Annotated in this window: 22 protein-coding genes and 1 pseudogene; 8 read left to right on the top strand and 15 right to left on the bottom strand. The window is 39.2% G+C overall.

Annotated features, from left to right (window positions below):
• The first annotated feature begins 96 nt into the window (after window positions 1-96).
• Window positions 97-555: a GatB/YqeY domain-containing protein gene (locus tag FHG85_RS10615; protein ID WP_173075698.1), complete on the top strand. Its 459-nt coding sequence runs from the start codon at window positions 97-99 to the stop codon at window positions 553-555.
• Here FHG85_RS10615 and FHG85_RS10620 read toward each other — a convergent pair.
• Window positions 552-887 (bottom strand): DUF2185 domain-containing protein, encoded by a 336-nt coding sequence (locus tag FHG85_RS10620; protein ID WP_173075700.1) that lies wholly within the window; start codon window positions 885-887, stop codon window positions 552-554. The genes FHG85_RS10615 and FHG85_RS10620 overlap by 4 nt on opposite strands.
• A gap of 9 nt (window positions 888-896) precedes the next feature.
• Window positions 897-1,532, bottom strand: a complete 636-nt coding sequence (gene trhA / locus FHG85_RS10625) for a PAQR family membrane homeostasis protein TrhA (protein WP_173075702.1) — start codon at window positions 1,530-1,532, stop codon at window positions 897-899.
• Window positions 1,533-1,802: 270 nt separating this feature from the next.
• On the opposite strand from trhA, the gene FHG85_RS10630 reads away from it, so the two are divergent.
• Together FHG85_RS10630 and FHG85_RS10635 are read left to right on the top strand one after the other, a co-directional pair.
• Entirely contained in the window at window positions 1,803-3,578 is a 1,776-nt protein-coding gene (locus tag FHG85_RS10630) for a chloride channel protein (RefSeq protein WP_173075704.1), read from the top strand.
• A gap of 66 nt (window positions 3,579-3,644) precedes the next feature.
• Window positions 3,645-4,253 (top strand): hypothetical protein, encoded by a 609-nt coding sequence (locus FHG85_RS10635; protein ID WP_173075706.1) that lies wholly within the window; start codon window positions 3,645-3,647, stop codon window positions 4,251-4,253.
• A 13-nt stretch (window positions 4,254-4,266) separates the two neighbouring features.
• Here the strand turns inward: FHG85_RS10635 and FHG85_RS10640 are convergent, their stop codons facing one another.
• From FHG85_RS10640 to FHG85_RS10650, 3 genes are all read right to left on the bottom strand, one after another.
• Window positions 4,267-6,714 carry a T9SS-dependent choice-of-anchor J family protein gene (locus FHG85_RS10640; protein ID WP_173075708.1) on the bottom strand — a complete coding sequence of 816 codons (2,448 nt, stop codon included), beginning with the start codon at window positions 6,712-6,714 and terminating at the stop codon, window positions 4,267-4,269.
• Between the two features lie 235 nt (window positions 6,715-6,949).
• Entirely contained in the window at window positions 6,950-8,377 is a 1,428-nt protein-coding gene (locus FHG85_RS10645; protein ID WP_173075710.1) for a DUF5723 family protein, read from the bottom strand.
• A 1-nt stretch (window position 8,378) separates the two neighbouring features.
• Window positions 8,379-9,032 carry a hypothetical protein gene (locus FHG85_RS10650; protein ID WP_173075712.1) on the bottom strand — a complete coding sequence of 218 codons (654 nt, stop codon included), beginning with the start codon at window positions 9,030-9,032 and terminating at the stop codon, window positions 8,379-8,381.
• Window positions 9,033-9,202: 170 nt separating this feature from the next.
• Between FHG85_RS10650 and FHG85_RS10655 the strand changes: the two genes are divergently transcribed.
• From FHG85_RS10655 to FHG85_RS10675, 5 genes are all read left to right on the top strand, one after another.
• Window positions 9,203-9,481 (top strand): hypothetical protein, encoded by a 279-nt coding sequence (locus FHG85_RS10655; RefSeq protein WP_173075715.1) that lies wholly within the window; start codon window positions 9,203-9,205, stop codon window positions 9,479-9,481.
• A gap of 3 nt (window positions 9,482-9,484) precedes the next feature.
• The gene (mutL, locus tag FHG85_RS10660) at window positions 9,485-11,311 is read left to right on the top strand and encodes a DNA mismatch repair endonuclease MutL (RefSeq protein ID WP_173075717.1); all 1,827 of its coding nucleotides are present in this window, start codon (window positions 9,485-9,487) and stop codon (window positions 11,309-11,311) included.
• Between the two features lie 53 nt (window positions 11,312-11,364).
• Window positions 11,365-12,186 carry a rhomboid family intramembrane serine protease gene (locus FHG85_RS10665; protein WP_173075719.1) on the top strand — a complete coding sequence of 274 codons (822 nt, stop codon included), beginning with the start codon at window positions 11,365-11,367 and terminating at the stop codon, window positions 12,184-12,186.
• Between the two features lie 70 nt (window positions 12,187-12,256).
• Window positions 12,257-13,132 (top strand): rhomboid family protein, encoded by an 876-nt coding sequence (locus FHG85_RS10670; protein ID WP_173075721.1) that lies wholly within the window; start codon window positions 12,257-12,259, stop codon window positions 13,130-13,132.
• Entirely contained in the window at window positions 13,132-14,214 is a 1,083-nt protein-coding gene (locus FHG85_RS10675) for an endonuclease/exonuclease/phosphatase family protein (protein WP_173075724.1), read from the top strand. Before FHG85_RS10670 ends, FHG85_RS10675 begins: the two co-directional genes overlap by 1 nt.
• 201 nt (window positions 14,215-14,415) lie before the next feature.
• On the opposite strand, the gene FHG85_RS10680 is transcribed toward FHG85_RS10675, so the two are convergent.
• From FHG85_RS10680 to FHG85_RS10725, 10 genes and pseudogenes are all read right to left on the bottom strand, one after another.
• Window positions 14,416-14,934 carry a hypothetical protein gene (locus tag FHG85_RS10680; RefSeq protein WP_173075726.1) on the bottom strand — a complete coding sequence of 173 codons (519 nt, stop codon included), beginning with the start codon at window positions 14,932-14,934 and terminating at the stop codon, window positions 14,416-14,418.
• 3 nt (window positions 14,935-14,937) lie between these two features.
• Window positions 14,938-15,849, bottom strand: coding sequence for a helix-turn-helix domain-containing protein (locus FHG85_RS10685; protein ID WP_173075728.1), 912 nt, complete (start codon window positions 15,847-15,849; stop codon window positions 14,938-14,940).
• An 11-nt stretch (window positions 15,850-15,860) separates the two neighbouring features.
• Window positions 15,861-16,970 carry an MBL fold metallo-hydrolase gene (locus tag FHG85_RS10690; RefSeq protein WP_173075730.1) on the bottom strand — a complete coding sequence of 370 codons (1,110 nt, stop codon included), beginning with the start codon at window positions 16,968-16,970 and terminating at the stop codon, window positions 15,861-15,863.
• 2 nt (window positions 16,971-16,972) lie between these two features.
• On the bottom strand, window positions 16,973-17,644 hold the full coding sequence (locus FHG85_RS10695; RefSeq protein WP_173075732.1) for an NAD-dependent epimerase/dehydratase family protein: 672 nt from the start codon (window positions 17,642-17,644) through the stop codon (window positions 16,973-16,975).
• 10 nt (window positions 17,645-17,654) lie between these two features.
• A complete protein-coding gene (locus tag FHG85_RS10700; protein WP_173075734.1) occupies window positions 17,655-18,605 on the bottom strand; it encodes an SDR family oxidoreductase in 951 nt (316 codons plus the stop codon).
• A gap of 400 nt (window positions 18,606-19,005) precedes the next feature.
• Entirely contained in the window at window positions 19,006-19,665 is a 660-nt protein-coding gene (nfsB, locus tag FHG85_RS10705; protein WP_173075736.1) for an oxygen-insensitive NAD(P)H nitroreductase, read from the bottom strand.
• Between the two features lie 500 nt (window positions 19,666-20,165).
• Entirely contained in the window at window positions 20,166-21,131 is a 966-nt protein-coding gene (locus FHG85_RS10710; RefSeq protein ID WP_173075739.1) for a pyridoxal-phosphate dependent enzyme, read from the bottom strand.
• Window positions 21,124-21,924: a peptidase associated/transthyretin-like domain-containing protein gene (locus FHG85_RS10715; protein ID WP_173075741.1), complete on the bottom strand. Its 801-nt coding sequence runs from the start codon at window positions 21,922-21,924 to the stop codon at window positions 21,124-21,126. The genes FHG85_RS10710 and FHG85_RS10715 overlap by 8 nt, the downstream gene beginning before the upstream one ends.
• Before the next feature lie 123 nt (window positions 21,925-22,047).
• A pseudogene (locus FHG85_RS10720) lies at window positions 22,048-23,574 on the bottom strand (GNAT family N-acetyltransferase).
• Between the two features lie 76 nt (window positions 23,575-23,650).
• Window positions 23,651-24,172 carry a hypothetical protein gene (locus FHG85_RS10725; RefSeq protein WP_173075743.1) on the bottom strand — a complete coding sequence of 174 codons (522 nt, stop codon included), beginning with the start codon at window positions 24,170-24,172 and terminating at the stop codon, window positions 23,651-23,653.
• Between the last annotated feature and the right edge of the window lie 253 nt (window positions 24,173-24,425).

The raw sequence follows: 24,425 nt of genomic DNA on the forward strand, positions 1-24,425 counted from the left end.
AGGGAGGTATTCCCTCCGTTTTTTTTACAATCATTAGAATACTCAACTTATAAAAGTTGACTAATTTTGTGAAATAAGCAACAAACACCTAATAAAATGACGTTAGAAGAGAGAATTAACCAGGATATCAAGGCAGCCATGCTGGCAAAGGATAAGGTACGCCTTGGAGTTCTAAGAGCGATAAAAAGTGCAATTCTTCTTGCAAAGACCGAAGGAGAACACAAGGACCAGCTCACACCAGATGTTGAAATGAAAATCCTTCAGAAACAATATAAGCAAAGGAAAGATTCAGCCGAACAGTATATGCAGGCGGGTCGGCCAGAGTTGGCCGATAATGAGTTGGCCGAGGCCTCAGTAATAGAAGAGTACCTGCCTAAAATGTTAAGCGAAGAGGAACTCAAAGAAGAAGTAAAAAAGATAATAGCCCAGGTTGGTGCAAAATCGCCTTCCGATATGGGAAAGGTTATGGGAGTTGCTACCAAAACCCTTGCGGGTAAGGCCGAAGGCAAAGCTATTGCCGACATGGTTAAAAGCATGCTGGCTACAGGCGCTTAATCCTGAACAGGCCTAAATTCATCGGTTCCTTCTACTCGCTCCAACTCCAACCCGGTTTTTGATTTCAGGTAAGGGATAATAGCCGGGTCGCAGTTGGCTATGTAGTTCAAATCGAACATCATAAAGTGATAAGGGTTCTCTACGTACTCCTCATCCTCTGTACCCGAATAAAACCGCCAACCGCTATCTTCAGCCTCCTCGGGAGTTTCACGATGCATATAGCCCACAAGCTCGCCATCAACAGTTATCTTATCGGAAGCATAACAGTATCGCCCCGAAGGAATCAAATCCTTAACCTCCTCTGGTTTAACCTTATATTTAAAATTAGCCATAATCAATCCTTATATCAGAAAGTACAACGCAAAAAAGTGGCACGCACTGCCAAGTATAATGAAAAGATGAAAAACCCCATGTGCAAAAGGGAACCTATCTTTTAAATAGAAAATAACACTGGCACTATAAGCCAAACAGCCCGATAAAAGAAACCATAACGAAAGGTTTGGTGTATTCTGAATAATAGGGACTACAGCAATAATACCTATCCATCCCATTGCCACATAAAGCCATGCTGACATGCTACGAAATTTAGCCGAATAGAACCAAACCTTGAATATCACACCAGCAACTGCCATTGCCCAAACCAATCCAAAAATGGTCCATCCAAGCCAACCCTTAATGCTAAGCAGTGCAAAAGGGGTATAAGTTGCTGCAATTAAAATATAGATTGATGAATGATCAAACTTATTCAGGTTATACTTAATTCGCGGATTTACCGCTGAATGAAACAGTGTTGATGCAGTGTATAAGTTGATAAGCCCAGCGCCAAAAATTGAGTAGGTTACAATATGCCAAACGGTACCATGATATGCCCCTCGAATTATCAATAAAGCTGTTGCTGCAATAGCCAGAAATATTCCTACTCCATGACTAGTACTATTAACTATCTCTTCGTGCTTTTTAAATTTTGATGTATTCACTTCTTTTACAATTTGCGTGTAAAATTATAAAGAAAAACGGCTAAGGAGGCAAAATCAATATAAAAAAGGCTGTTAAGAAAATAATATTACCAAAACAAGGCTAAACCTGCGTATTCAATTTGTTCAAGCAAACACATAAAATTTAAAAGTTGCATTGAAAACCCTATCAACAAGTAAATCACACAAATTAGCAAGCAATCAGTTTTTGAAAAACATATACTTGTATTATCTTAGTAAGCGCATAAATCTTCAAATACCAACAAATTGTAAATGGGCAAATTTGCATTTAGAAAGCGTTTCATACGTTGGCAAAGCAATTTAAACAACTCTTACTATTTCATCCTTTTACTGAGCCTTTTAACCGGATTTGGGAGTGGAATAGTTGCGGTTATCATAAAAAACTTAGTACATTTTATTGAGTCATCCCTACAAAACTGGCATCTTGTTAAAGAAGTAAAATTTCTATACGTTTTGCTACCAGCTGCAGGTATAAGTTTGGTTGTAATTTTCATCAGATATATTTTAAGACAAGAGGTTGGCGATGGTGTTCCAAAAGTTTTACATGCCATATCGAGTAATCATGCAAACATAAAGATGCACAACCTCTTCTCTTCAATTATAACGAGTGCGTTAACTGTTGGATTTGGTGGTTCGGTGGGACTAGAGGGACCAACTGTTGCCACGGGTGGTGCGGTTGGTTCTAACCTAGGGCGCTTTTTTCGTATTCCCTACCGAAAAAAAATTATCCTGCTGGGAGCAGCATGTGCTGGTGCAATGGCTGCAATCTTTAAAGCACCCATTGCAGGGATAGTGTTTGCAGTAGAGGTGATAATGATTGACCTAACATCGCTATCGGTTGTTCCTATACTGTTAGCTTCAATTGCTGGCTACACAACATCATTCCTTTTCCTTGGCAGAAATGTACTATATCGGTTTGAACTTAAAGATGCCTTTGAACTTAACCAAGTTGGATATTTTGTTATCCTAGGCCTAATTACTGGATTTGTGGCACTTTATTTTACCTCTACCTATGAACGCATCATGAAGCGATTTGAAGGTATGAAAAGCAGGCTTAAAAGACTTGTCATAGGAGGAGGTTTACTTGGAATAATACTGTTCGCCTTTCCATCGCTTTATGGTGAGGGTTACGAATACATAAACGCATCGCTTAAGGGCGATTATAGCCTAGTGCTTAAGAACAACCTTTTTAACCTTGACCCCGATTCTGTAGTTGTCCTTTTTAGCCTTTTCTTTTGTTTGCTCCTGCTTAAAATCGTGGTAACATCGCTCACTTTTGGCGCAGGCGGCATTGGTGGAATTTTCGCTCCAACACTTTTTACAGGAGCAAATACAGGACTCTTTATTGCTCTTCTTGCATCTCAACTCGGATTTCATATATCTGTCAGCAACTCAGCTCTTGTTGGTATGGCTGGATTAATAGCTGGCGTTCTGCACGCTCCCCTTACAGGCATTTTCCTGATTGCTGAAATAACAAATGGCTATCAGCTTCTTTTCCCTCTTCTTATTACATCATCTGTTTCCTACATTACAGTAAGAATATTTAAACAGCATAACATCTACTCCATACAGTTGGCAAAGAGGAAACAGCTCCTAACTCATAATGCCGACAAAAATGCATTATACCTTATTGATTTAAAGAAAATTATTGAAAAGAATTTTGTCACCATTCACCCCTCATCGAGCTTGGGCGATTTGGTTAATGCTATTTCGAAAAGTACAAGAAACCTATTCCCTGTTGTTGATAATGACAACCACCTAATTGGCGTGGTTAACATGAACCAGATCAGGCAAATAATGTTTAACTCTTACCTTTACAACAAAGTTTTTGTAAAAGAAATAATGGAAATACCAGAAACCACAATTTCACTGGAGGACGATCCAGAGGTAATAGCCGAAAAACTTTTGCATAGCGACAACTTCAACCTACCCGTAATTGATCAGAATGGCAAATACTTAGGATTCATTTCCCGTGCTAACTTCTTTGCCAACTATCGTAAACTTTTAAGAGAATTCTCTGCGGATTAATAGCCTACAGATGAAACCTTTTATGACTTTTACAGTAAATAATGTCAACCACAACCAAATTATCTTATGAAAAAGATTATCTTATTTTTACCACTTGGATTAGTAATTCTTCAATCCTTCTTGCTTACAAATATTTCACATGCACAACGTCAGCGTTCAAACTGGATTCAGCAAAAAAATGCCTACAAAGGCAGATGGCGTGTTGGATTTGGTATTGACGTAACCGACCCAACTGGTGTCGACATGCAATTCTACCGCCTTAACGGAGTTTGTGATAGATCATTCTCTATTACAAAGAAAATTGCCATTGGAATTTGGGCTGGAATGGAAGGGATTGTTACTGGACCAATAATTGAAAAGCAGAACAACGATGCCAATTGGGAAAGCGGGAGCATTCGTTTTGGATCCGATATCAAATTTTACTTACCAATGGCACTTAACCCCTATATTGGAATTGGGTTCGAAAGTGGAAAAAGAAAATATTTCGGGCTAAACGAAATGTCGACAGACATTGTAGCCAGATTGGGCATTGAACATAAAATCGTTGGGACCAAATTATCAACTCAGTCCGGACTTAATATAACCCTATTTATCGATGGCAAGCTAAATAAATCCATCGATAAGGATTTTATGTACATAACACCTTCAGTAGGTTTACGATTCCATTGGCTATAAACCCCTAGAAATATTATTGCTTTATAAGCTTTACTATTTTTGAGTGCCTTCCCTTGGTTATTCTAGCAAAGTAAATACCCTTAGTATAACTCGACAAATCGATTGATACAGTTTGAGACAAATTCGATTTGCTATAAACAACATTACCTATTACATCAATTACCTCAATGCTTGAAAAATCGTTACCGGCAAAATCAACCATGAATATATCGCGAAACGGATTTGGATAGACTCTTACCGAGTTTAACTCATCAAAAGAATCAGAATTAATAGTTGAGAACTGCGCCTCAAAAGAACGGCATTCAGTAACAGTGAACGTCAAAGTTGGATTAGTTGAAACTTGGTTACCATTCTCAAGCCAAGCTGTAAATTCAAAACCAGACTCGGGAACTGCAGTTAGGGTACATGTGCTATTGAAGGTATAAGTTCCTGTTCCACTAACAGTACCACCATTTGCTGGATTTACAGTTGCCGATATCTCAAAACTTTTTAACGAAAACCTTGCCTCAAGCAAACGATTCCCTGTTACAGTAAATGATAGCGTTGGGTTAGTTGATACTAAGCTCTCTCCTTCGTACCAACCATTAAAGTCGTACCCAGTATTCGAAGATGCAGTTAGCGTACAGGTGCTTCCATAATTATACGTACCTGTTCCAGAGACGGAACCTGAGCCAGAAGGAGTAACCGTTGCCGATATGGTGTAACTTGTAGATTGCACCTTAGCTGTAATAGCAACATTATCAACTGACCAGTACGCTGCAGAACCACTAGTAGTACCAGATGATAAGTATTGAAATGCTATGTAAGCATTTTGGGCGCTTGCATCAGACAAGTCAATATCTCCAGACGAGGTCCAGACTTGCGAGTTTTCTGCAGGATAATTGTACGATAGTTCAGTCCAAGTGTAGTTCTCGGGGTTGCCACTACCTGGATAATCAGTAGAGTAGAAAACCTTGACTTCAGGATTAGGGATATTAGTATCGGAATACTTTGTCCACGAATCAAAAGTTAACGTTATGTTTGAATAGCCACCAAGATCAAGCGCTGGTGAAATTAACCAATCATCGGAAGCAACATCCCCATTGTAGCCATTTATCTCAATGTATCCTTGAGAATTACATGTCCAATCCTTATTACTAGTAACAGAAAACACTTGCCAACTTGCAGGTAGACAGCTAGCAAAATCTTCGGTAAGAATTGTCACAGTGCTACTCACTTCTCCATTAAGACTAATACTCAAGTCTGACGCACTCCCATTGTCGGTTATCGCTAGGGTTTCATTATAAACACCTTCGGCTAGCCCAGCTTTAAGGCGAACAAATATATTTTTTGATGGGAGCGTTGGAGCGGTATAGCTTACTTCAATTGAGGCAGCATAGTTTATGTTATCAGCAGAAACCTCATAGGAAGCAGGAGCAGTAATGGTAACCTTACTCCCATCTAAATTTTCACCGGAAATGCTAAAACTCTGCTGAGCAGATGGTCCATTTCCAGGAGTGTATGAAAAACCCGAAAGCGCGCTTTCACTCGAACTTAGCATTGGGCTACTAGTTGACTCTGTTAGCCAAATTGTTGCATTAGTAACAAAAACTCCATTATCGCCAGTTGCATTTCCAGCATTAAATGGCTGAGACCATCCAGGGTATGTATTTGAATTATCGTGAGCAGTTTCGTCTTCAGGAACAGAACTATCGCCAACTGCCACTACCCTACCACTTCCATAAGTAGCGCAAACTGCCATTACGCCTGTTGTACCACTATTTGAGTACCCATCGTTGTAAACAAGTCCAATAGCAGTTGAGTTAGCACTTTTGTCAATTGTGAAAGTTCCACCATTGTAAAAGGCTAAACCATCAACATCGCCTGCGGGACCATGGAGTATTGGATTATCGGGCAAGTTTGCCACATTGGTTGCCGGGTCAATTGAAATATTGCTACCAGGATCTAAAGTAAAACCAAAAGGGTTGTTGTATGTAGAGAAAAAATCGTTCCAAACCTCGAGCGCATCCCATCCATCACCATCCCTATCAGCTACAGCATGGTCGGCCACAATAAAAAGTCCACCACCATTCTGAACAAAGTCAATTATTGCTTGCTTTTCTGCTGCAGAGAATGGGTTGTTAGGCTCACAAACCACAAATACATCGTATTTGGACAAATCCTGGCTATTTGATGAATTCCCATAAGTAATTGAACCCGAAGCGGGAAGCGTTTCCACATAAAACCCACGCTTAACCATTTCTACGCCCCAACTCGACAATGCTCCTTGCCAGTATGTTTCTGTGGTACTTTGCGTTATACCCGATTGAGCAGGGGAAGGAATGGGCTCATCATCATCAATAATCCAGTCGGCATTGCTTGCCGTTTCACTTTTAGTATTATCGAAAAGTATCTTTTTTTGTGCTTGAGCAGAGACTACAACAACTAGTGTGGTTAATACTAGCAGAAATCTTTTCACCATAATTCAATTGATTTAAACCTATTCGTGAGGATACGTGTATTTAGCCCACAAAGGTATCCTAAATAGGCAAAAAAGTTTTTGAATTAACTTTTTTTAGAAACAATTCATATTTACACAGGTAAATGGCAAACGCTTTTCTACAACACCTTAAATATAACATAGAAAAAGTATGAATTTTCTATAAGATTAAACGTCAATCTAAGAAACCTTAAAAAAATCTAATGAATTTTGTACCTCATTTAATCTTCCGCCTTTTCTGCTCTAGGCTCCAAGTCCAGTAACAGTTCCCACTCATGGAAGGAGGTGCATTAGGTTTCCTACTTTTATTTGTACAACCAAAAAACAGATTAAACCCAAAACGGAGATTAGCATTACGTGCTTTTTCTGGATAAAATGCTGCAAGAATGTTGTCGGAAAGCATGTAGAATTGAAATCGTTTTCCACCAAGATTAAACGCAGCCCCAACATTCCTAAACGAGCCATTCATAACTGAGTAGGTAAGAGCTAATGAGTTCCCCTTGTTAGCTAATGCAATAGCCGACAGAGTTAAACCAACTACAGGCCTACCAGGATACCACTCAGCTCTTAAATGTGCACCTGCCAACAGATTTTGAGAGAGGTTATATGTTGCGCCAAAATATGCTTTGGGGTTAAGAAAAGTAACAAAACTTGAAGGAGCATGGGTGAACTGTATCTGGTTATTTATTGAATCGGCAAGCATGGCAACATAGTCATCGGGGTTTGCAAGGTCGGCAGGAGTTGCCCCACGATATACAAAATGGCCATCGTTTTCAAACCGATTTGTATTTTTTAACCACCAAATAAAACCTAGGTCTAATACGCTACCACTCCAAGTAATTGGGTCGCCTGGTTTGACAAAACCAAGGTCAAAAGCCAATCCAGGATTGTTAAAATTCAAGAAGAATGGCAATGGGCTAAATTGTCCAGCAATTACTCCTGTTACATTTCCAGCTGCATCGGTCGTTACAGAAAGAGGATAAGCAGCATCAATCTGAGGATTCCAACTAGCATCAATGTTATAAGTAAGCGCATCAACCTCGATATTTACTGGATTCCGACGGGTAAAAACACCAGCCAAACCGAAAAGAACTTTTGCATGCAGCCCAACTAGCATCTCATTTTGTAACTGCTGCGAATAACCAAAAGAAAATTCACGATAATAGAAGCCATTCAACCCAGGGTTTGCTGTTGAAAGTCCACCTCCGACATACTGTGTGTTACCATCGGCAAAAAGCGACATCAAGTTTTTGGAAACAAACATTTTACTCTCTACCCGCTCGGTCAAGCTAAAGCTGAAGTATCGTTCATTGTCGTACATAAAACCAAACGAAACTGGGGTATAATGAAACTCTCCCGACAGGTAATCCCAGCTATGCATTTGCGACACAAGCGACGAAAAGTTAACACTTGCCCCACCAGCTATATTATTATAAGAAAACCCTGTTGAGTTAAAATTCAAATGTAAAGATGAAAGGAGTGGCAAACCTACATAAACTGGGCAATCAATCTGAACAGCAGGATTTATAAAATTCGACTGTGGAATTCGGTGCATGAAAAACAACGAATTGCTTTGCTGGGTATATGCTGAGCCAGCAAGGAAAAAAATGAATAAAAACAGAATCGATAGCCTCTTTGTCGTCATCCTAATTATTCAGATTTAATGAGAAATCGACACGAGCCGCAAGTTGAACCCGCAAAGCGTAATCGTCAAAGTATTGTATGTTTTGTTCCGTAACACCCTCCTCTGTAACTTTTAGCCCTGCACGAACAATCACATTAGTTGCACTCCTAAGCAGCTCTACCCTTTCCTTATCCCATGTTGATTTGTATGATTCAAACTTTGTCCCAACAACTGTTCCATTGGAATATATTTCAGCAGCGGGAACTGTTGCCCTCTCCGTTGTAAAGAGGGAATCGATTTTGTTATAGGTATCATCTACGAACCAAACCTGTGCCTCACCAGCCAAGGGAAACTCATTCCAGATATTCACCTTGAACATTATCAGCTCAATGTTATCGGATTGGTCAAAAACCTCGTCGATATTCAACGTGAACGTATCCTGAATGTAAACATCGGCATATTTAGCCCAACCTGGAACATTTTCAGTAAGGTTAACAACTGGAATACCAAGTGTTACTAGCGATTTAGAAAGATTAAACTCTCCCTCGCCAATAGGAAACGACAACGATGGCGATAGATTTGCCGAATTGGGAACTGGCTCAATATTTTTGGTGCATCCCCACACCATAAACATCACCAAGCATATTAAGCAATTTCGATTTAAAAAAAATTTCATTTTTATTCGTTTACATTAATAACGAAAAACCACAAACCTTGTTGTTTCACCATGCTAAATCATTGTAATTTACAAAAAAATAACTAAAAACCGCCAAAGTGTTTCAAGCAAAATAATCGTAAAGTTTAACGAAATGGCTAACTTTGTAGAATTATATAAGAGGATAGCAAATGGCAGGATTCAAATTTTTTCATATTCCCAAACCCAAAGGGTTTAACTACAAACCCATGTACTACGACGAGAGTAAGGAGGCGATGCGTGAGCGCGAAGAGCGCATTCGTAAGGAGTTGGGTTTAAACAGCAAGGACAAACCCTTTGTGCCAACCATTAAAGGCCAGTTTCACAAGGCACGCAAACGCCCTTCGGGGTCGAGCCGGCAATCGAACATTCGTGTACTCATAATTCTTTTCATTCTATTGTTAATAGTTTATTTTTTATTTTTCCGTTAAACCATGGCCGATGTTATTCAACTACTTCCCGATTCAATAGCTAATCAAATTGCTGCTGGAGAGGTTGTTCAACGCCCTGCGTCGGTAGTTAAGGAGTTGCTTGAAAACTCAATAGATGCAGGTGCGCGAAACATTACACTTATTGTTCGCGAGGGAGGTAAATCGCTAATTCAAGTTATCGACGATGGCATAGGCATGTCGGAAACCGACGCAAGGCTTTGCTTTGAGCGGCATGCAACCTCAAAAATACGCACTGCCGACGACCTCTTTAACATTCGCACCATGGGATTTAGAGGCGAAGCACTTGCCTCAATTGCTGCAGTTGCAGAGGTTGAACTCAAAACTCGACGAACCATCGATGAGGTAGGTACAGAGGTTAACATTTCTGCCTCGGAACTGGTTAGCCAACAACCCATTGCCTGCCAAGCAGGAACACAAATTTCAATTAAAAACCTCTTTTTCAATGTCCCAGCACGAAGAAAATTCCTTAAAAGCGATTCGGTTGAACTAAAACACATCATTTCTGAGTTTCAAAGAGTCTCACTCGCCTATCCTGAAGTCGCTTTCACCTTGAATCATAATGGTAATGATTTATATAAACTACCGCCTTCGGGTCTTAAACAACGAATAGTTGGTCTATTTGGGAAAAACATTAATCAGCATCTTATTGATATATCAACCCAAACCAGCATTGTTAAACTTGGTGGCTATATAGGAAAGCCTGAGTGCGCAAAAAAGAGCGCCGGTGAACAATTCTTTTTTGTAAATGGGCGCTTCATGAAAAACCCGTTCTTACATAAGGCCATAATGAATGCCTACGACAGGCTTTTACCCTCAGGGGCTTATCCATCGTATTTTATTTACTTTGACATTGACCCCCAATCAATAGATGTGAACATTCATCCTACAAAAACCGAAATAAAGTTTGAGGATGAGCGCATGATATGGCAAATCCTTCATGCTGCTGTTAGGGAATCGCTTGGCAAATTTTCCGTTACCCCCTCAATCGATTTTGATACACCTGGATTCGACATACCATACCTGCCCAAAAATGCTCCTATAACTTTTCCCTCAATTGATATCGACCCCACTTATAACCCCTTCGATGAGCAACCAAAAGGAGCACCTACGCATAAAAGTGGCGGAAACAAACAGTCGGTTACTGGCTGGGAGCAACTTTTTGGCGACATGCCCGAAGAACCCAACCCCGTTCAAACCCGAATAGAGACTTTTGAATCGGAAGGAATGAAAGCAACCACTTCCGACACTTCAAATCGATTTTACCAGCTAAAAGGTAAATACATACTGACTAATGTAAAGTCGGGATTAATGATTATCGACCAAAAACGCGCCCACGAACGAATTCTGTATGAGCAGTATATGGCTGGAATGCAAAGTAACACCAACATAAAACAGAAGGAACTTTTCCCTAAAACCATTGAACTTTTACCAGCCGACTACGAACTTCTTATCAGCAATGCCGATGAGCTAGCTAAGTTTGGAATGGAGATAAGCAACCTTAACCATAATACAATTAGCGTAAATAGCTTGCCAGCAAGCTCTTCGGTTACCGACCCCGCCAAGCTCATTGAAAATCTTCTTGCCATTATGAATGAAAACCACGCGCTGCCTTTTTCCGATGCTAAACATCGCATTGCCCTAAGCATGGCTAAAGCCTCGGCAATTGGATACGGAAAAGTGCTCAGCAACTTTGAAATGCAAGAAATTGTTGACAAGCTATTCGCATGTAGTGAACCAAATATCACTCCTGATGGTAAAAAGATTATTGACATCTTGGAACTTGACGAAATTGAACGGAGATTGAAATAGATTAAACTTTTATCGATTTTTTTGGTTTAAGAAAATACTTTAAAAAGAAAGAGATGTACGGAAACAGAAATATTTTTAGCTCAACTCCACCCGTGGTGATGAACCTAATTATGATAAACGTGGTGATGCTTGTTATTACCTGGGTGCTTGGAAATACTTTTGGTATTGACCTGAATAGGATTCTTGGTGTTTATGTCCCTGGCTCACCAAACTTCAGACCGTATCAGATAGTAACCCACATGTTCATGCATGGCGGCTTAACACACCTATTTTTCAACATGTTTGCTCTTTGGATGTTTGGTCGTGTTTTGGAACAGGTTTGGGGAAGTAAACGATTCTTAATTTACTACTTAGTAACAGGCCTAGGAGCGGTTTCTATCCACCTACTGGTTAACTATCTTCATATTCTTTCAATCCAACATGATGCTGCGGCTATGCTAAACACCCCTTCACCCGAGGCATTTGCAGCATTCGTTACACGTCATTTTCCCGAATACTACGACCAGGTTTATGCCAAGTTTCTCGACAAATGGTACCTTTTCCCCGAGAGCCCAGTTTATATTGACCAAGCTGCCGAATATATTCGTCAGCTAATTGCTCTTCAGCAAAGCATTCCTACTGTTGGAGCATCGGGAGCTGTTTACGGAGTTTTATTAGCATTTGGGATGCTTTTCCCTAACACTGTATTGATGCTAATTTTTCCTCCAATCCCAATAAAAGCCAAGTGGATGGTAATAATTTATGGCGGTCTTGAACTATACCTTGGTTTAACTCAACCAGGAAGTAGCATTGCGCATTTTGCACATCTTGGAGGTATGATTTTCGGTTTTATCCTTATAAAACTTTGGCAACGCCGAACCGATATCTTCTACTAACAGTTGATACTATAAATGTTTTCTTTTAAATTTACATAAGCCAAGAACTTTTAAAAAAGAAATTTGGACTATGCCAATTTGGGATGAAATAAAAAGTTCGTTTAGGTTTGGGAGCAACCTCACCAAACTCATTTACATTAATCTTGCTGTTTTTGTCATTTTTGGATTATTGCGTGTTTTCCTTTTTATTGCGGGGGCCTCATCGGAATGGATTACTGAAATGATGTCTGTACCTGCCAGCCTTTCGGTTCTGATTTTAAGGCCTTGGACTTTGGTAACCTACATGTTTTACCACGAGGGGTTCTTGCACATTCTTTTTAACCTTTTATGGCTCTACTGGTTTGGCCAGCTATTTTTGCAGTTTTTTGCTCAAAGACAGCTAACTTGGGTTTACATTCTTGGTGGCATTAGCGGTGCAATTCTATACATCCTTTCGTATAACATATTACCCGCATTTAAAGGTTATGCTGATGTTTCAATTGCTTTTGGAGCTTCTGCCTCAGTATTGGCTATTGTGGTGGCGGTGGCAACCCTACAGCCAAACTTTACCATTTACCTATTATTCCTTGGCCCTGTTAGGCTTAAATACTTGGCACTTGCAACCATTATTCTTGATGTCATAAGCATCCCCGTTTCAAATGCTGGTGGGCATATAGCCCATTTAGGTGGCGCTCTTTTGGGCTTCGTTTATGTTACCATGCTACGCCAAGGTACCGATATGGCCAAATACTTTTACTGGATTGGTAGGCTGAAATTCCCAAAACGTCGGAAGATGAAGATAACCTACACCAGGCCTGAGTCGGACTACGATTACAACTACCGTAAAGCCCAAAAACAGAAAAGAATCGATGAAATTCTTGATAAAATTGCACGTTCTGGTTACAACAGCCTCACAAAGGAGGAAAAAGAAATCCTCTTTAAAGCAAATAACCGAAATATAAACTAATGCTTCTTGTTCGACTAATACATCGACTTTTGGTTTGGTTCAACGTGCTATTTGCACTCGCCCTTGTACTTACCTACCTTAGCGTATATGTAAATCCAGAAAATTTCTGGTTTGCTGCAGTTTTAGGGCTTTTCTACCCTATGTTTTTATTAATCAACCTCCTATTCCTTGTTTACTGGATATTCCGTTGGCGAAAGTTTGTTTTTATTTCACTTATTGCAATCATATTGGGGTTAAATCATTTTAACTCTTTTATTCAGCTACCCTTTGGAAAAACTAAAAAAGACAATGCCGACCTAAAGGTGATGAGCTATAACGTAAATCTTTTCCGCTTGTACTCTTGGTCGGACCAAAAAGCCTCATTCCATGATATTCTAAAATACATAAGCAACAACCAAATAGATGTGGTTTGTCTGCAAGAGTATTTCACCAAGAACGATGGCTACAACAAAGAAGATGCTGAAAGGATATCAGGCATGCGGGTTTACCCATCATATCTTCTAAAACGAGCAACCACAGCCTACGGTCTCGCCATTCTAACTAACCTGCCAGTTATAAACAAAGGAGAAATTGCTTTTAGTAATTCACTAAATGCCTGCATGTATGTTGATTTGTTAACAGGCAATGATACTATCAGAATTTACAATCTACACCTGCAATCGACACGGCTTAAAGAGCGAAATTTTAACTTTTTGCTTCGCAATGAGTTCAAGATTGATAGCAAAAACTATGATGAGTTCAGGGATTTAGTATCGCGTTTGGGCGTAGCTTTTCAAAAACGGGCCAAACAGGTTAATCAGGTTCTGGAGCATATAAATGATTGCAAATACCCGGTACTTATTTGTGGCGATTTTAACGACTCACCTATTTCGTACACATACCAAACGCTAACAAAACAACTTCACGACACCTTTAAGGATGCGGGCATTGGTGTTGAAACTACATTTAGCGGCATATGGCCATCGTACCGTATCGACTACATTTTAAGAAGCAACCACTTTTTAACAACCCAATATTCAAGCCCACGCCTTAACTACTCCGACCATTACCCAATTATTGTGGGAGTAAAACTAAAAAGATAATCACCTGATTCTAAATATTTTCACTTGTAATTTTATTATCCCATTATGGTTGATTAAATAATAAGATTTGTCAACCAAACTATTTAGAGAATTCGCAATTAGTAAAAAATATTTTGGATGATTTGAGAAAAGCCAGAATTCTTTTTAACCAAAAACCATAACAAATTGCGACAGGTCTACCTACCCCAACACACAAATAAATTAATGAGTTGACACTTGTATCTCACTTTTATTGTCCAACAATTTCGTGTGATATACTTCCATTCTTGCATATGCTGTTCCATCTATCAGCATAATAATTGTCAGCATGGCAATGGTGGTGATGCCAATGGCCCGCCAGGTTGGTGTATTCAGGAATAGAATAATCAAAGCAGCTACGATTATCAGAATAGGAATGACTTTAAAAACAACCGTGTACTCTTTTAACGTGCTTTCGGTTCGTTCTATTTCTGATTTGTAGAAAGCAGTTGCATCTTCCCGATAGGCTTTTTCGAATTGTACGACTCTGGATTTATTGGTATAAAACAAGCCCAACCCGATAGTCATCAGCAGCACACCTGCCACCAGTGTTGGAATCACATAGGCTTTGGCCAATTCAGTTTTACCTAACTGCCAAAAACCAATGCTTGTAGCGAAAAATAAAATGGCAAAAACAATGAAGAATCGGGTAGAAAGCACCTCGGCTTTTGCCCATTCGGTGGATAGTTTCAATAGTTCCATGGTTTAATTAAGTTTATATTTTTCGCGGTATTGAGTTGGACTTATCCCCTCTTTCTTTTTGAACAATCTAGAAAAATACTGCGGGTATTCGAAGCCCAGGTCGTAGGCAACTTCTGCCACACTCTTTTCGGGTTGTAACAGCATGTTTTTGGCCTCGTTAATCAAATATAGTTGCAGGTGCTCATGGGCTGTCTTGCCTGTTTCCTTCTTTAAAGCATCACTTAAATAACGCTGCGAAACCTTTAACTTTTCTGCTATTTGTTCAATGCTCGGGATGCCCTTTTCCTGAAACTGCCCGGATTCGAAATAATCATCCAGGTATTGATTAAATTGTTCGAGCAGGCTGTTAGTTAGCTCCTTGCGGTTGATAAACTGCCGCTGATAGAAACGGTTGGCATATTTTAGTAGCGTATCTAAATGAGCAATAATGATATCCTTGCTGAAGTCATCCTGGGTATTTTGATATTCGATTTCGATATTCTTAACAATCGACTCAATTTGTTTTTCCTCCTTGGGTGAAAGGTGCAATGCTTCTTTGGTGGAATAAGAGAAGAAACCATATTTCTTGATTTGCTTCTCGAGTATTGTTCCTTTTAGAAAATCTTCATGGAATAGAATGGAAAAGCCTTTGGGCTCGAAAACAATACTACTGTTCCATTGCAGCACCTGCCGGGGAGCCATAAAGATTAAGGCTCCGTTGGTGAAATCGTACTTGGTACGGCCGTAGTTTAAATCACCCTCCACGTACTTTTTAAAACTAATGGTGTAACAGTCGTTGGTAATGGGTGGCGAACTTTCTCTCGGACAGGGAATTGCTTTATCACCATCAAAAACAATTACGCTGAGCATGGGATGTTCGGGACGAGGTAGCCCTAAATAGTCTAGGTAGGCCGATAATGTTTTAAAGTGTTTCATAAGTTACAAAGTTAGAAATTCCACCATTCGGAAAATTTTTGATTTATATCATTCAAAAGTACCATCTCTCCAATCATAGGTGTTATAACTCTATACCTAAATTTCATTGCCTTTTCGGCTATTTTTTGAAGTGGTTCATTCCAGTTATGATTGGCCAATGTGAACTTTGAAGAATGAACAGGTAGAACGGTTTTTGCTTTTAAATCGGTTGCGGCTTTAAGCTGTTCTCCAGGGAGCATATGTATATACTTCCACTTTTCATCGTATTGCCCATTTTCCAGCACAGCTAAATCAAAGGGGCCGTATTTTTCACCAATCTCCTTAAAATGTGTACCATACCCGCTATCTCCTCCAACATAAACGGAGTAGTTGGGGAGTTTTATAACAAACGATGCCCACAATGTTTTGTTGCGTTGAAGCCCACGACCTGAAAAATGTCGTGCAGGAGTAACATGAATCTTCAGTTCCTCATTAAAGGTTAAGGAATCGAACCAGTCCCCTTCGTAAATTACATCTGAACTAAATCCCCAACGTTCTAAATGGGAACCATTCCCAAGTCCGGTAATTATTCTTTTTACTTTATGTTTAAGTCGTTTTAGTGTTCGATAATCCATATGATCCCAGTGGTCGTGCGTTAAAATAAGATAATCAATTTTTGGAATATCATCAGCGGTGTAAATGTCAGCGCCATCATATGCTTTTGTTGTAAAAGTAACTGGTGAGGCATTTCCGCTTAAAACCGGATCAACTAAAAACTTTATGCCATTTATTTGAAAATAGTAAGATGAATGTCCCATCCAAATAAGAACATCTTCTTTGGGACTTATGCTCTTCAGATCAGTTCTTTTAGAAGGTAATTTTGTTGTTGGCTCTTTAGGTTTTGACCTGTAAAAGTATTCAAATAGTACATCAAATAAACCAACACCATCAGATAGCATGGGAGTAGGTTGCAAATTCTGAAAGGATCCATTTTTATAGTTTGGAGACTTTTTTATTCTTTCCAACCGCTCCCCAGAAGGGATTTTACCAAAACGTTCAGTATTGATGAATAAGATTATTCCTAGCAAAATAGCAAAACCACCTGTAACAATAAACAACATCACTTTTAATAGGGTTTTCATTTTCAAAAGTTATACTTACTAACGAGTAAATTAATATCTTGTCCGCGAATAATTTTAGCATCATAAGGCTTTTCTACCAGAATAATCATGGCTTTCCCGATTTTCGACGAAGTGGTGACAGATTTTAATTTTTTTAGAATGGGGAAGAATGGGTACATGAGCTGATAAATTATTCGATAAAGCCGAGTTTTTGAAACTACACCTTTTTCGGGCAAAATCACACCGGGCCGGAAGGCATAGGCATCTTTAAAACCCTTGTTTAAGATTAAATTTTCCGTTTTCCCCTTCACGCGTGCCCAATTGCTTTTTCCTTTTTCAGAGCCATCGGTTCCTTCGCCCGAAACGTAAATAAAGGTCATATCATGATTCAACTCATAAAGCAGATTTGCCAAACTTTCTGTAACGATATAGGTGAGCTTATAATATTGCTCGTGGCTCATTCCTGCCGAAGATACTCCCATGCAATGGAAGCAGGCATCGTATCCGCTCAAGCGATCGCGCAGGGGCAAAAAATTGGTGAAGTCTTTATGGATAACCTCTTTTATTTTGGGATGACTGATTCCTATAGGAGTTCTGTTGATGAGCAAAACCTCGCTGATTTTGTCATCTTCCAGACACTCCAACAAAACACCCTTTCCAACCATCCCGGTTGAGCCTGTTATAATTACTTTCATAGCTATTCTGTTATAGATTCCATTTTATACCTGTTTCTTTTTCTGAAAGTTCCCATAATTTCTGTGCTATCTTCTTGTCTTTGGCATGTGGCTCCAATTTATGGGCGCCTACAGGGCCTACCCAGTTGTTCCAACCAGTTGGACCATAAAATCCTTTTGGGTCGAGGTTGGGCTCGGTAGCGCACATCAGCATCGGGTAGGCACCTTTCTCAGCCGATTGCGTTAACGGGGAAAGTTTCATCAGATTAAAGATGAACTTCATCATAAAGCTGCCGCTTGTGTTAATCAAATTGGTTCTGGACGACCCCGGATGGCATGCATAAACTTTTACATCTGTTTTGCCGGCCTTCTCCAAACGATCCTGCAGCTCATAAACCGACATGATTTGTGCCAACTTGCTCTGACTGTAAGCATTGTTGGGGGTGTAGTCATGATCCCAGTTTAAATCGTCGAATTTTATGGTTTTTAAACCCATATTGTAGCCCATGCTTCCTACCGTTACAATTCTTCCTTTTGATTTTTCTATCAAAGGGAATAACAAAGCCTGAAGCGTAAAGTTGCCAAAATAGTTGGTTCCCATCTGGCTTTCCCATCCATCTACTGTTAACACACGCTTGGGGACTTGGGCAATGGCAGCATTGCAAATTAACGCATCGATTCGATCAACTGATTTAAGAACCTCAGCTGCGGCTTTTTTCACCGATGCCTGTACCGATAAATCCATCTGAATGGTTAGCACATCAATGGAATTGCCCAATTCCTTCTTTAGAATATCGATTGTATTCTCCGATTTCTTCGGATTGCGGTTCAGCATAACAACACGTGCACCTTTTGAGAGTAGAATTCTTGCAGCTTCGAAACCGGTTCCGCTGGTGGTTCCGGTAATCACAAAGGTTTTACCCTTTAAATTCCCAATTCTGTCGGGAGTCCAGCCTTTTTTACCAAATTGATTTTGTTCCATTTTTTTCATTTTTGATTTAAAGAACAATGCAAAGATCGGTTGAAAGCAACTTGTTTTCTTATACAGATTTACAAATGTTGTATACTTTTTAGCATGATATAGTTATAAAACCAAGCACATCATCTATTAGTCAGATTTACACCCACAAACAACCATTTGTTATATCTTCACAACAAAAATATTCAAACTATAAATACCGACTTAAGGTAAAATTAATTAAGGCTTATCTTTTAAAGCAAAAATCAATTTATAATAGAATCCTGCACCTAACCATTTTAACCTTGCACCAAACTTGTTAGGATGAATTGGTTAAAGAAATTGCCATCGAACTTTCAAGCTGTTATAACAAACAGCCTGAGCAGTTGATGGCAAACAAAAAACAGCTAACGAATGAATGTTGCTATACAACAGTAATAACCTCTTCTTCAGGAAGTCTGGATTTAGGAGTTTTATCAGTCGCATTAAAATCGCTCTCTGCCCTGTAACCAATTGCAATTGCCATAACAGCAGTAAAGCCCTTATCCGTTAATCCAAACTCTTGGTCTAATACTTTCGCATCAATTCCCTCCATTGCACAAGAATCAATGCCAAGGGCAGCAACACCCAGCAAAAAACTTCCAGCATTAAGATATACCTGTTTCTCCATCCAATGTTGCAAATCATTCAATTGATTTTTGTGGATGTCGGTAAAAGTATTGCGAGCACCAAAAACCCTCTGCTTTATCTCCTCATTCGGGAATCGACCATCGTTATCCTCCAACTCAAGAAGGTGTTTCATATATTCCTCATCAGTATCGATGCGAGAACAGAACAAGACCACATGCGATGCATTTAACACTTTAGCTTCGTTGAATGCAAAAAAACCTTGGGTTCCTTTTGCCATTCTCTTTTTTCCTTCATCGGTACTTGCAATAATAAAATGCCAGGGTTGAATATTGGTACTTGATGGACTCATCCTAAGCAGTTCCTTAACCTTGGCAAAGTCCTCATCTGAAATTTTCTTGTTCGGATCAAATTCTTTTGTGGAATACCTCCAGTTTAGTAGTTCCTTAATATCCATATGTTTTTTAAGTTTTATTTCGATTTAAAAACAAGATAAGTTTGTCAATGTTCACCATCGATATTTTTTTGAAAGAAATTGCCCAATGAATCTGTCAAGAAATACATTAAAAAGAAAAATATGTTAACTCCAAGTAAAAACAAAAACTATAAAAGAGGTCAGCTTCATAATCTTTCAAGTCGCATCTTTAACTTCCTCACATTCATCAAAATTCGACCAGCTCGGCATGATAATAAAGGATAAAGGTTAAAGGATAAAGTTTATGATTTAAGGTTGTGTACAGCGAAGACTGATTAAAATTCAACGCTGTGTCCTGCTAAGACGAATAAAAGGCGTTAAGCTTTAAACGATATAATATTCCGATTCATTCCGAATATTTCCGATTCATTCAGACTCATTCTTTTAACTTCCTCTAACTTCCCAAATTCCTCCACACGAAAATCCCGATCAGGCACAGCAGTTCTAAGCAATCAGACTCTCTTTTCAACAAACCCCAATCATTATTCTTGCCAGGGTAAATGGTCTAAATCGACATTTCCGCCTGATATTATTACGCCAACCTTTTTGTTTCGGAATTTTTCACCATGTTCCAAAATTGCTGCAACAGGCACAGCCGAAGATGGTTCAATAATAATTTTCATTCGTTCCCAAACCATTCGCATAGCCTTAATAATTGATGATTCCGAAACGGTTAGTATACCGTCGCAATGCTGGAGCAGGGTTGAGAAAGTTAATGGCGACAAAGAGGTGAGCAGGCCATCGGCAATGGTCTGTGGGTTAACCGAGGGGTATATTTTCTTATCGATTAATGAACGGTATGCGTCATCAGCATTTTGAGGTTCAGCCCCATAAACTTTGATTTTTGGGTTCTTGCCCTTAATGTATGCTGCTGTCCCGCTTAGCAAACCGCCCCCACCTACAGGAGCAATAACGATGTCGAGATCGGGATGTTCCTGGAGCAGCTCAAGTGAAGCTGTCCCCTGCCCGCATATCACGTTAAAACTATCGTAAGGATGAATAAAGGTTGCATTAGTCTCCGCCTTAATTTTAAGCATGGTTTCCTCCCTAGCCTTCTGGGTTGGCTTGCAGAATGTAATCTGGCCACCATATCCTGCAACCGCCTTTTTCTTTATCCCTGGTGCATTTTCGGGCATGATTATATATGCAGGTATTCCCCTTACCGCAGCGGCTAGCGAAAGTGCTGCAGCATGGTTCCCTGAGCTGTGTGTAATAACACCATTAGCAGCCTCATCGGGTTTTAACTTCAGAATAGAATGGGTAGCGCCTCGGAACTTAAATGCTCCCACCTTCTGAAAATTCTCACATTTGAACCAAGTATGGCAACCCAAAATTGAATTAATGCTACTTGAAGAAAAAACAGGAGTACGATTAATGTGATTTTTAATTAGTTGGTATGCATTCTCAATATCTCGAAAATCGGGAATCATCAAATTAAAATCAATCATGGCTAGTCTTATCGTTAGGTAATGCTTTTTTATATTGTTCGTATAGCTCTAAAATTCGCTCTCGCAATTCATAATCAGTTGCCTTCAAGACATAGCTCTGATCAAAGCTTAGATAGTCGAAAAACCTTTGAAGTTCCTCGCCTTTGAGCCCGGTTAGCTTTTCAACAACACCAAGGTTAAACTTGTTTTCAGCCTTCCGCTTAAGTCTTTCCTTTTCAATAGCCGCATCAACCTTTTCATTTTGTTTTTGGTACCAATCCTTTCCAAAAGTAACACCCATAGTTTGACCTGGCAGGCTAAGTAGAGCAAGACCTTTAACAATGCCATAAAAGTATAGCCGAATTCTTTCGTTCTGCTGTTCCTCTTTATCTTTTTTTAAATCGAGGTGTGCAAATTCTCTTAGAAATCTATCATAAGTAGTAAAACGCGAAATCCTCACCTCTTCAATTTCATAAACCTTTGGGGTTAGCTTAATGGAATAAAAAATGGTATCCTTACTGAACTGTCCCCAGTTGAGTATGTACTTCTGATGATACCCAAGGGCGGTAATTCTAAGGCTATCGCCAATTCTGTAAGGAATTTTAAAGTAACCCATCAAGTCGGAAATACATCCCTTTTTTTGTGTAATATTAAGAACATGTGCCAAACCAACTGGCTCACCTGTCTTTTCATTTGTTAGTCTAAAATTTACAACTCTAAGCGAATCGGGTACAGGGAGCAAAACTTGAGCCCAAATTGGTTTGATTCCAGAAAGGGTTGCAATAGCTATTATAAGAAAAAGAATCTTTTTCAAAACATCTATTTTTTACCAAATATAGAGAATTGAAACATTTACACTCCAATTCAAAGAAATCCTTTAACCATAATTAACCAGTACAATGATTTATAAAAATAGTACTTAACAATATACCCATAATTATTTTTTACTAAGAACAAAAATATCCTTACGGCGGTCTCTTAAGTTCCGAACGCTGCCATACTGATTCAACTCTTTTAGGACTGAAAGGTCAACATCAACAACAAGAATCATCTCGGTGTTAGGGGTTGCTTCGGCTTTTATGCCGTTAGCAGGAAAAGCAAAGTCGCAGGGTGTAAAAACCATTGATTGGGCATACTGGATGTCCATGTTGTGCACCTTGGGTAGGTTACCTACACTCCCAGCTATGGCTACATAGCACTCATTTTCAATGGCACGGGCCTGGGCGCAATATCGTACTCGGGAATATGCGTTTTGAGTATCGGTTAAGAAGGGAACGAAAAGTATTTGCATTCACTCTTCGGCTAACAACCTGCTTAGCTCAGGAAATTCAGAATCGTAACAGATTAGTACACCTATCTTACCACAATCTGTATCGAAGGCTTTAATTTGATTTCCTCCTTTCAACCCCCAAACCTTTGATTCATCGGGTGTTACGTGTAACTTTTCATAGCGATCAATTTTGCCTGATCGATGGCAAAGATATCCAACATTATACAAGGTATCGCCAACCATCTCAGGCATGCTTCCAGCAATAATGTTAATGTTATAAGAGATGGCGAATTGCGAAAAGCGCTGAACAATCTCAGGAGTATACCGAGCCACACTCCGAATTGCATCAGCCTCTGGCAAATGGTTAAACTCAGCCATTAGCGGAGCATTGAAGAACTCCGGGAAAAGGGCAAAGTCACACTTGTAGCCCGAAACTGCATCAATAAAATATTCCGATTGAAGCATTAAATCGTCCATGTTCTTATATGGGCGCATCTGCCATTGGATAAGTCCAAGCCGTACAATAGATTTTTTTATTTTAGCCTTTTTCTGGGGCTCTTCGTAGTATAGGTTATCCCACTTAAGCAAAACAGCATATTCGCCCGACGAAAAGTCACCTTCTAAGTAATTTTTTAAAATACGCGAAGGATAAAAATCGTTTGAGAGCTGGAAGTTTAGAACAGGGTCATCAATCTCGCGATGCTTTACCTTTTCAAGGTACTCCTTAGGAGAATATTTTGAAGCCCATTTATGGTAGTTAGGTATCCTCCCGCCAAAAACAACACCTTTAAGGTTTAACTTCTCGCACAGCTGCTTGCGATATTCATATAAACGTCGGCCTAACCTTAAACCTCTAAACGATGGATGCACAAACACCTCTATTCCATACAGAATATCTCCATAAGGAGTATGCGTGTTAAATGTGTAATCGCCGGTTATTTGTTTATAGGTATGATTATCGCCAAATGAATCGTAATCTACAATGATGGATAGCGCGCAAGCGGCAATTCGTCCATTGGCTTTAATTACTACCTGCCCCTCGGGGAATATCGATATCAACTTTTCAATCTTATCCTTTGGCCAATACGAGTTGGGTAGAGTCTTGTAGGCAGCAATCATGGCCTCTTTAAACTCTTCATAATCGTCAATACTTAGCAACTCAATCTTCAGGTTCTCAATTTCTTCGGGCTTCATTCCTTATCTTTTATTAATTTCAAAACAACTTTTATTCAAATGCTAAAATCATTTGGCCAATAACATGTTTAATCACCTACTTTTTAACAATAACTACAAGCACGCCTAACTTGCTATTAAATCCCATTATAGGCGTGTAAATAATCGACTTATCAACATCTTGTCCAACAATGGTTTTAGTCAGATTTGCCAAAATATTATCATCAAAAGTAGTTCCCTCAACTTTTTTATCTGAGGAGATGATAATATTATTATTTGAATCAATGATATTAACAACATCGGCATTGGATTGTTGAACAAATACTGTAACCAGCTGATTTAGATTCTCAATATTGTTGCGAAGCATTTCGGAACGAATGGCCCATGAAAAGACTCTTGATGCGAACTCCAAGTTCTTAAGGTTAAGGCTATCCTTTTCGTGCTGGAACTTTGTGATAAGTCGTACCTTTTCCTCTTCATTCTTACTTTTGATGTTTTTCACCTTAATTGAAAACCACGAATAGGTGAAAACAACTACCAATGCTAAAATGATCACAAGCAGGTTTTTCCTTACAAATGGGAAGAAGTGCTTCCGCCAGAAACTCTTGTTTTCTGCCATAACTGTATTATTTTCTGGGTTCATAACATTTAGTTTGAAATATTTTTGTGAAAATTAAGTAAAAGTTTTACATGTTGATATATGCCTATTCAACTTTTTAAACTAAACCAAATAGTTTCTCTTCCTGTTTAAATTCAAAAAAGGGCACCTTAAAAAAACTTTCATCAATTAATTTTGCAAAAAGTTGATTTTATTGTTCATATCGTATACTTTTGGGAGTAATCTGGGACAAAGTTTAACTTAAATTTACAAG

The sequence above is a fragment of the Tenuifilum thalassicum genome, assembly GCF_013265555.1.
GTDB classification, from domain to species: Bacteria; Bacteroidota; Bacteroidia; order Bacteroidales; family Tenuifilaceae; genus Tenuifilum; species Tenuifilum thalassicum.

What these genes read in the sequence shown, in the direction of transcription:
- FHG85_RS10615 (WP_173075698.1), top strand. Translation starts at nt 97, where the DNA reads ATGACGTTAGAAGAGAGAATTAACCAGGATATCAAGGCAGCCATGCTG.
- FHG85_RS10620 (WP_173075700.1), bottom strand. Translation starts at nt 887, where the DNA reads ATGGCTAATTTTAAATATAAGGTTAAACCAGAGGAGGTTAAGGATTTG.
- FHG85_RS10630 (WP_173075704.1), top strand. Translation starts at nt 1,803, where the DNA reads ATGGGCAAATTTGCATTTAGAAAGCGTTTCATACGTTGGCAAAGCAAT.
- FHG85_RS10635 (WP_173075706.1), top strand. Translation starts at nt 3,645, where the DNA reads ATGAAAAAGATTATCTTATTTTTACCACTTGGATTAGTAATTCTTCAA.
- FHG85_RS10640 (WP_173075708.1), bottom strand. Translation starts at nt 6,714, where the DNA reads ATGGTGAAAAGATTTCTGCTAGTATTAACCACACTAGTTGTTGTAGTC.
- FHG85_RS10645 (WP_173075710.1), bottom strand. Translation starts at nt 8,377, where the DNA reads ATGACGACAAAGAGGCTATCGATTCTGTTTTTATTCATTTTTTTCCTT.
- FHG85_RS10650 (WP_173075712.1), bottom strand. Translation starts at nt 9,032, where the DNA reads ATGAAATTTTTTTTAAATCGAAATTGCTTAATATGCTTGGTGATGTTT.
- FHG85_RS10655 (WP_173075715.1), top strand. Translation starts at nt 9,203, where the DNA reads ATGGCAGGATTCAAATTTTTTCATATTCCCAAACCCAAAGGGTTTAAC.
- mutL (WP_173075717.1), top strand. Translation starts at nt 9,485, where the DNA reads ATGGCCGATGTTATTCAACTACTTCCCGATTCAATAGCTAATCAAATT.
- FHG85_RS10665 (WP_173075719.1), top strand. Translation starts at nt 11,365, where the DNA reads ATGTACGGAAACAGAAATATTTTTAGCTCAACTCCACCCGTGGTGATG.
- FHG85_RS10670 (WP_173075721.1), top strand. Translation starts at nt 12,257, where the DNA reads ATGCCAATTTGGGATGAAATAAAAAGTTCGTTTAGGTTTGGGAGCAAC.
- FHG85_RS10675 (WP_173075724.1), top strand. Translation starts at nt 13,132, where the DNA reads ATGCTTCTTGTTCGACTAATACATCGACTTTTGGTTTGGTTCAACGTG.
- FHG85_RS10680 (WP_173075726.1), bottom strand. Translation starts at nt 14,934, where the DNA reads ATGGAACTATTGAAACTATCCACCGAATGGGCAAAAGCCGAGGTGCTT.
- FHG85_RS10685 (WP_173075728.1), bottom strand. Translation starts at nt 15,849, where the DNA reads ATGAAACACTTTAAAACATTATCGGCCTACCTAGACTATTTAGGGCTA.
- FHG85_RS10690 (WP_173075730.1), bottom strand. Translation starts at nt 16,970, where the DNA reads ATGAAAACCCTATTAAAAGTGATGTTGTTTATTGTTACAGGTGGTTTT.
- FHG85_RS10695 (WP_173075732.1), bottom strand. Translation starts at nt 17,644, where the DNA reads ATGAAAGTAATTATAACAGGCTCAACCGGGATGGTTGGAAAGGGTGTT.
- FHG85_RS10700 (WP_173075734.1), bottom strand. Translation starts at nt 18,605, where the DNA reads ATGGAACAAAATCAATTTGGTAAAAAAGGCTGGACTCCCGACAGAATT.
- nfsB (WP_173075736.1), bottom strand. Translation starts at nt 19,665, where the DNA reads ATGGATATTAAGGAACTACTAAACTGGAGGTATTCCACAAAAGAATTT.
- FHG85_RS10710 (WP_173075739.1), bottom strand. Translation starts at nt 21,131, where the DNA reads ATGATTGATTTTAATTTGATGATTCCCGATTTTCGAGATATTGAGAAT.
- FHG85_RS10725 (WP_173075743.1), bottom strand. Translation starts at nt 24,172, where the DNA reads ATGGCAGAAAACAAGAGTTTCTGGCGGAAGCACTTCTTCCCATTTGTA.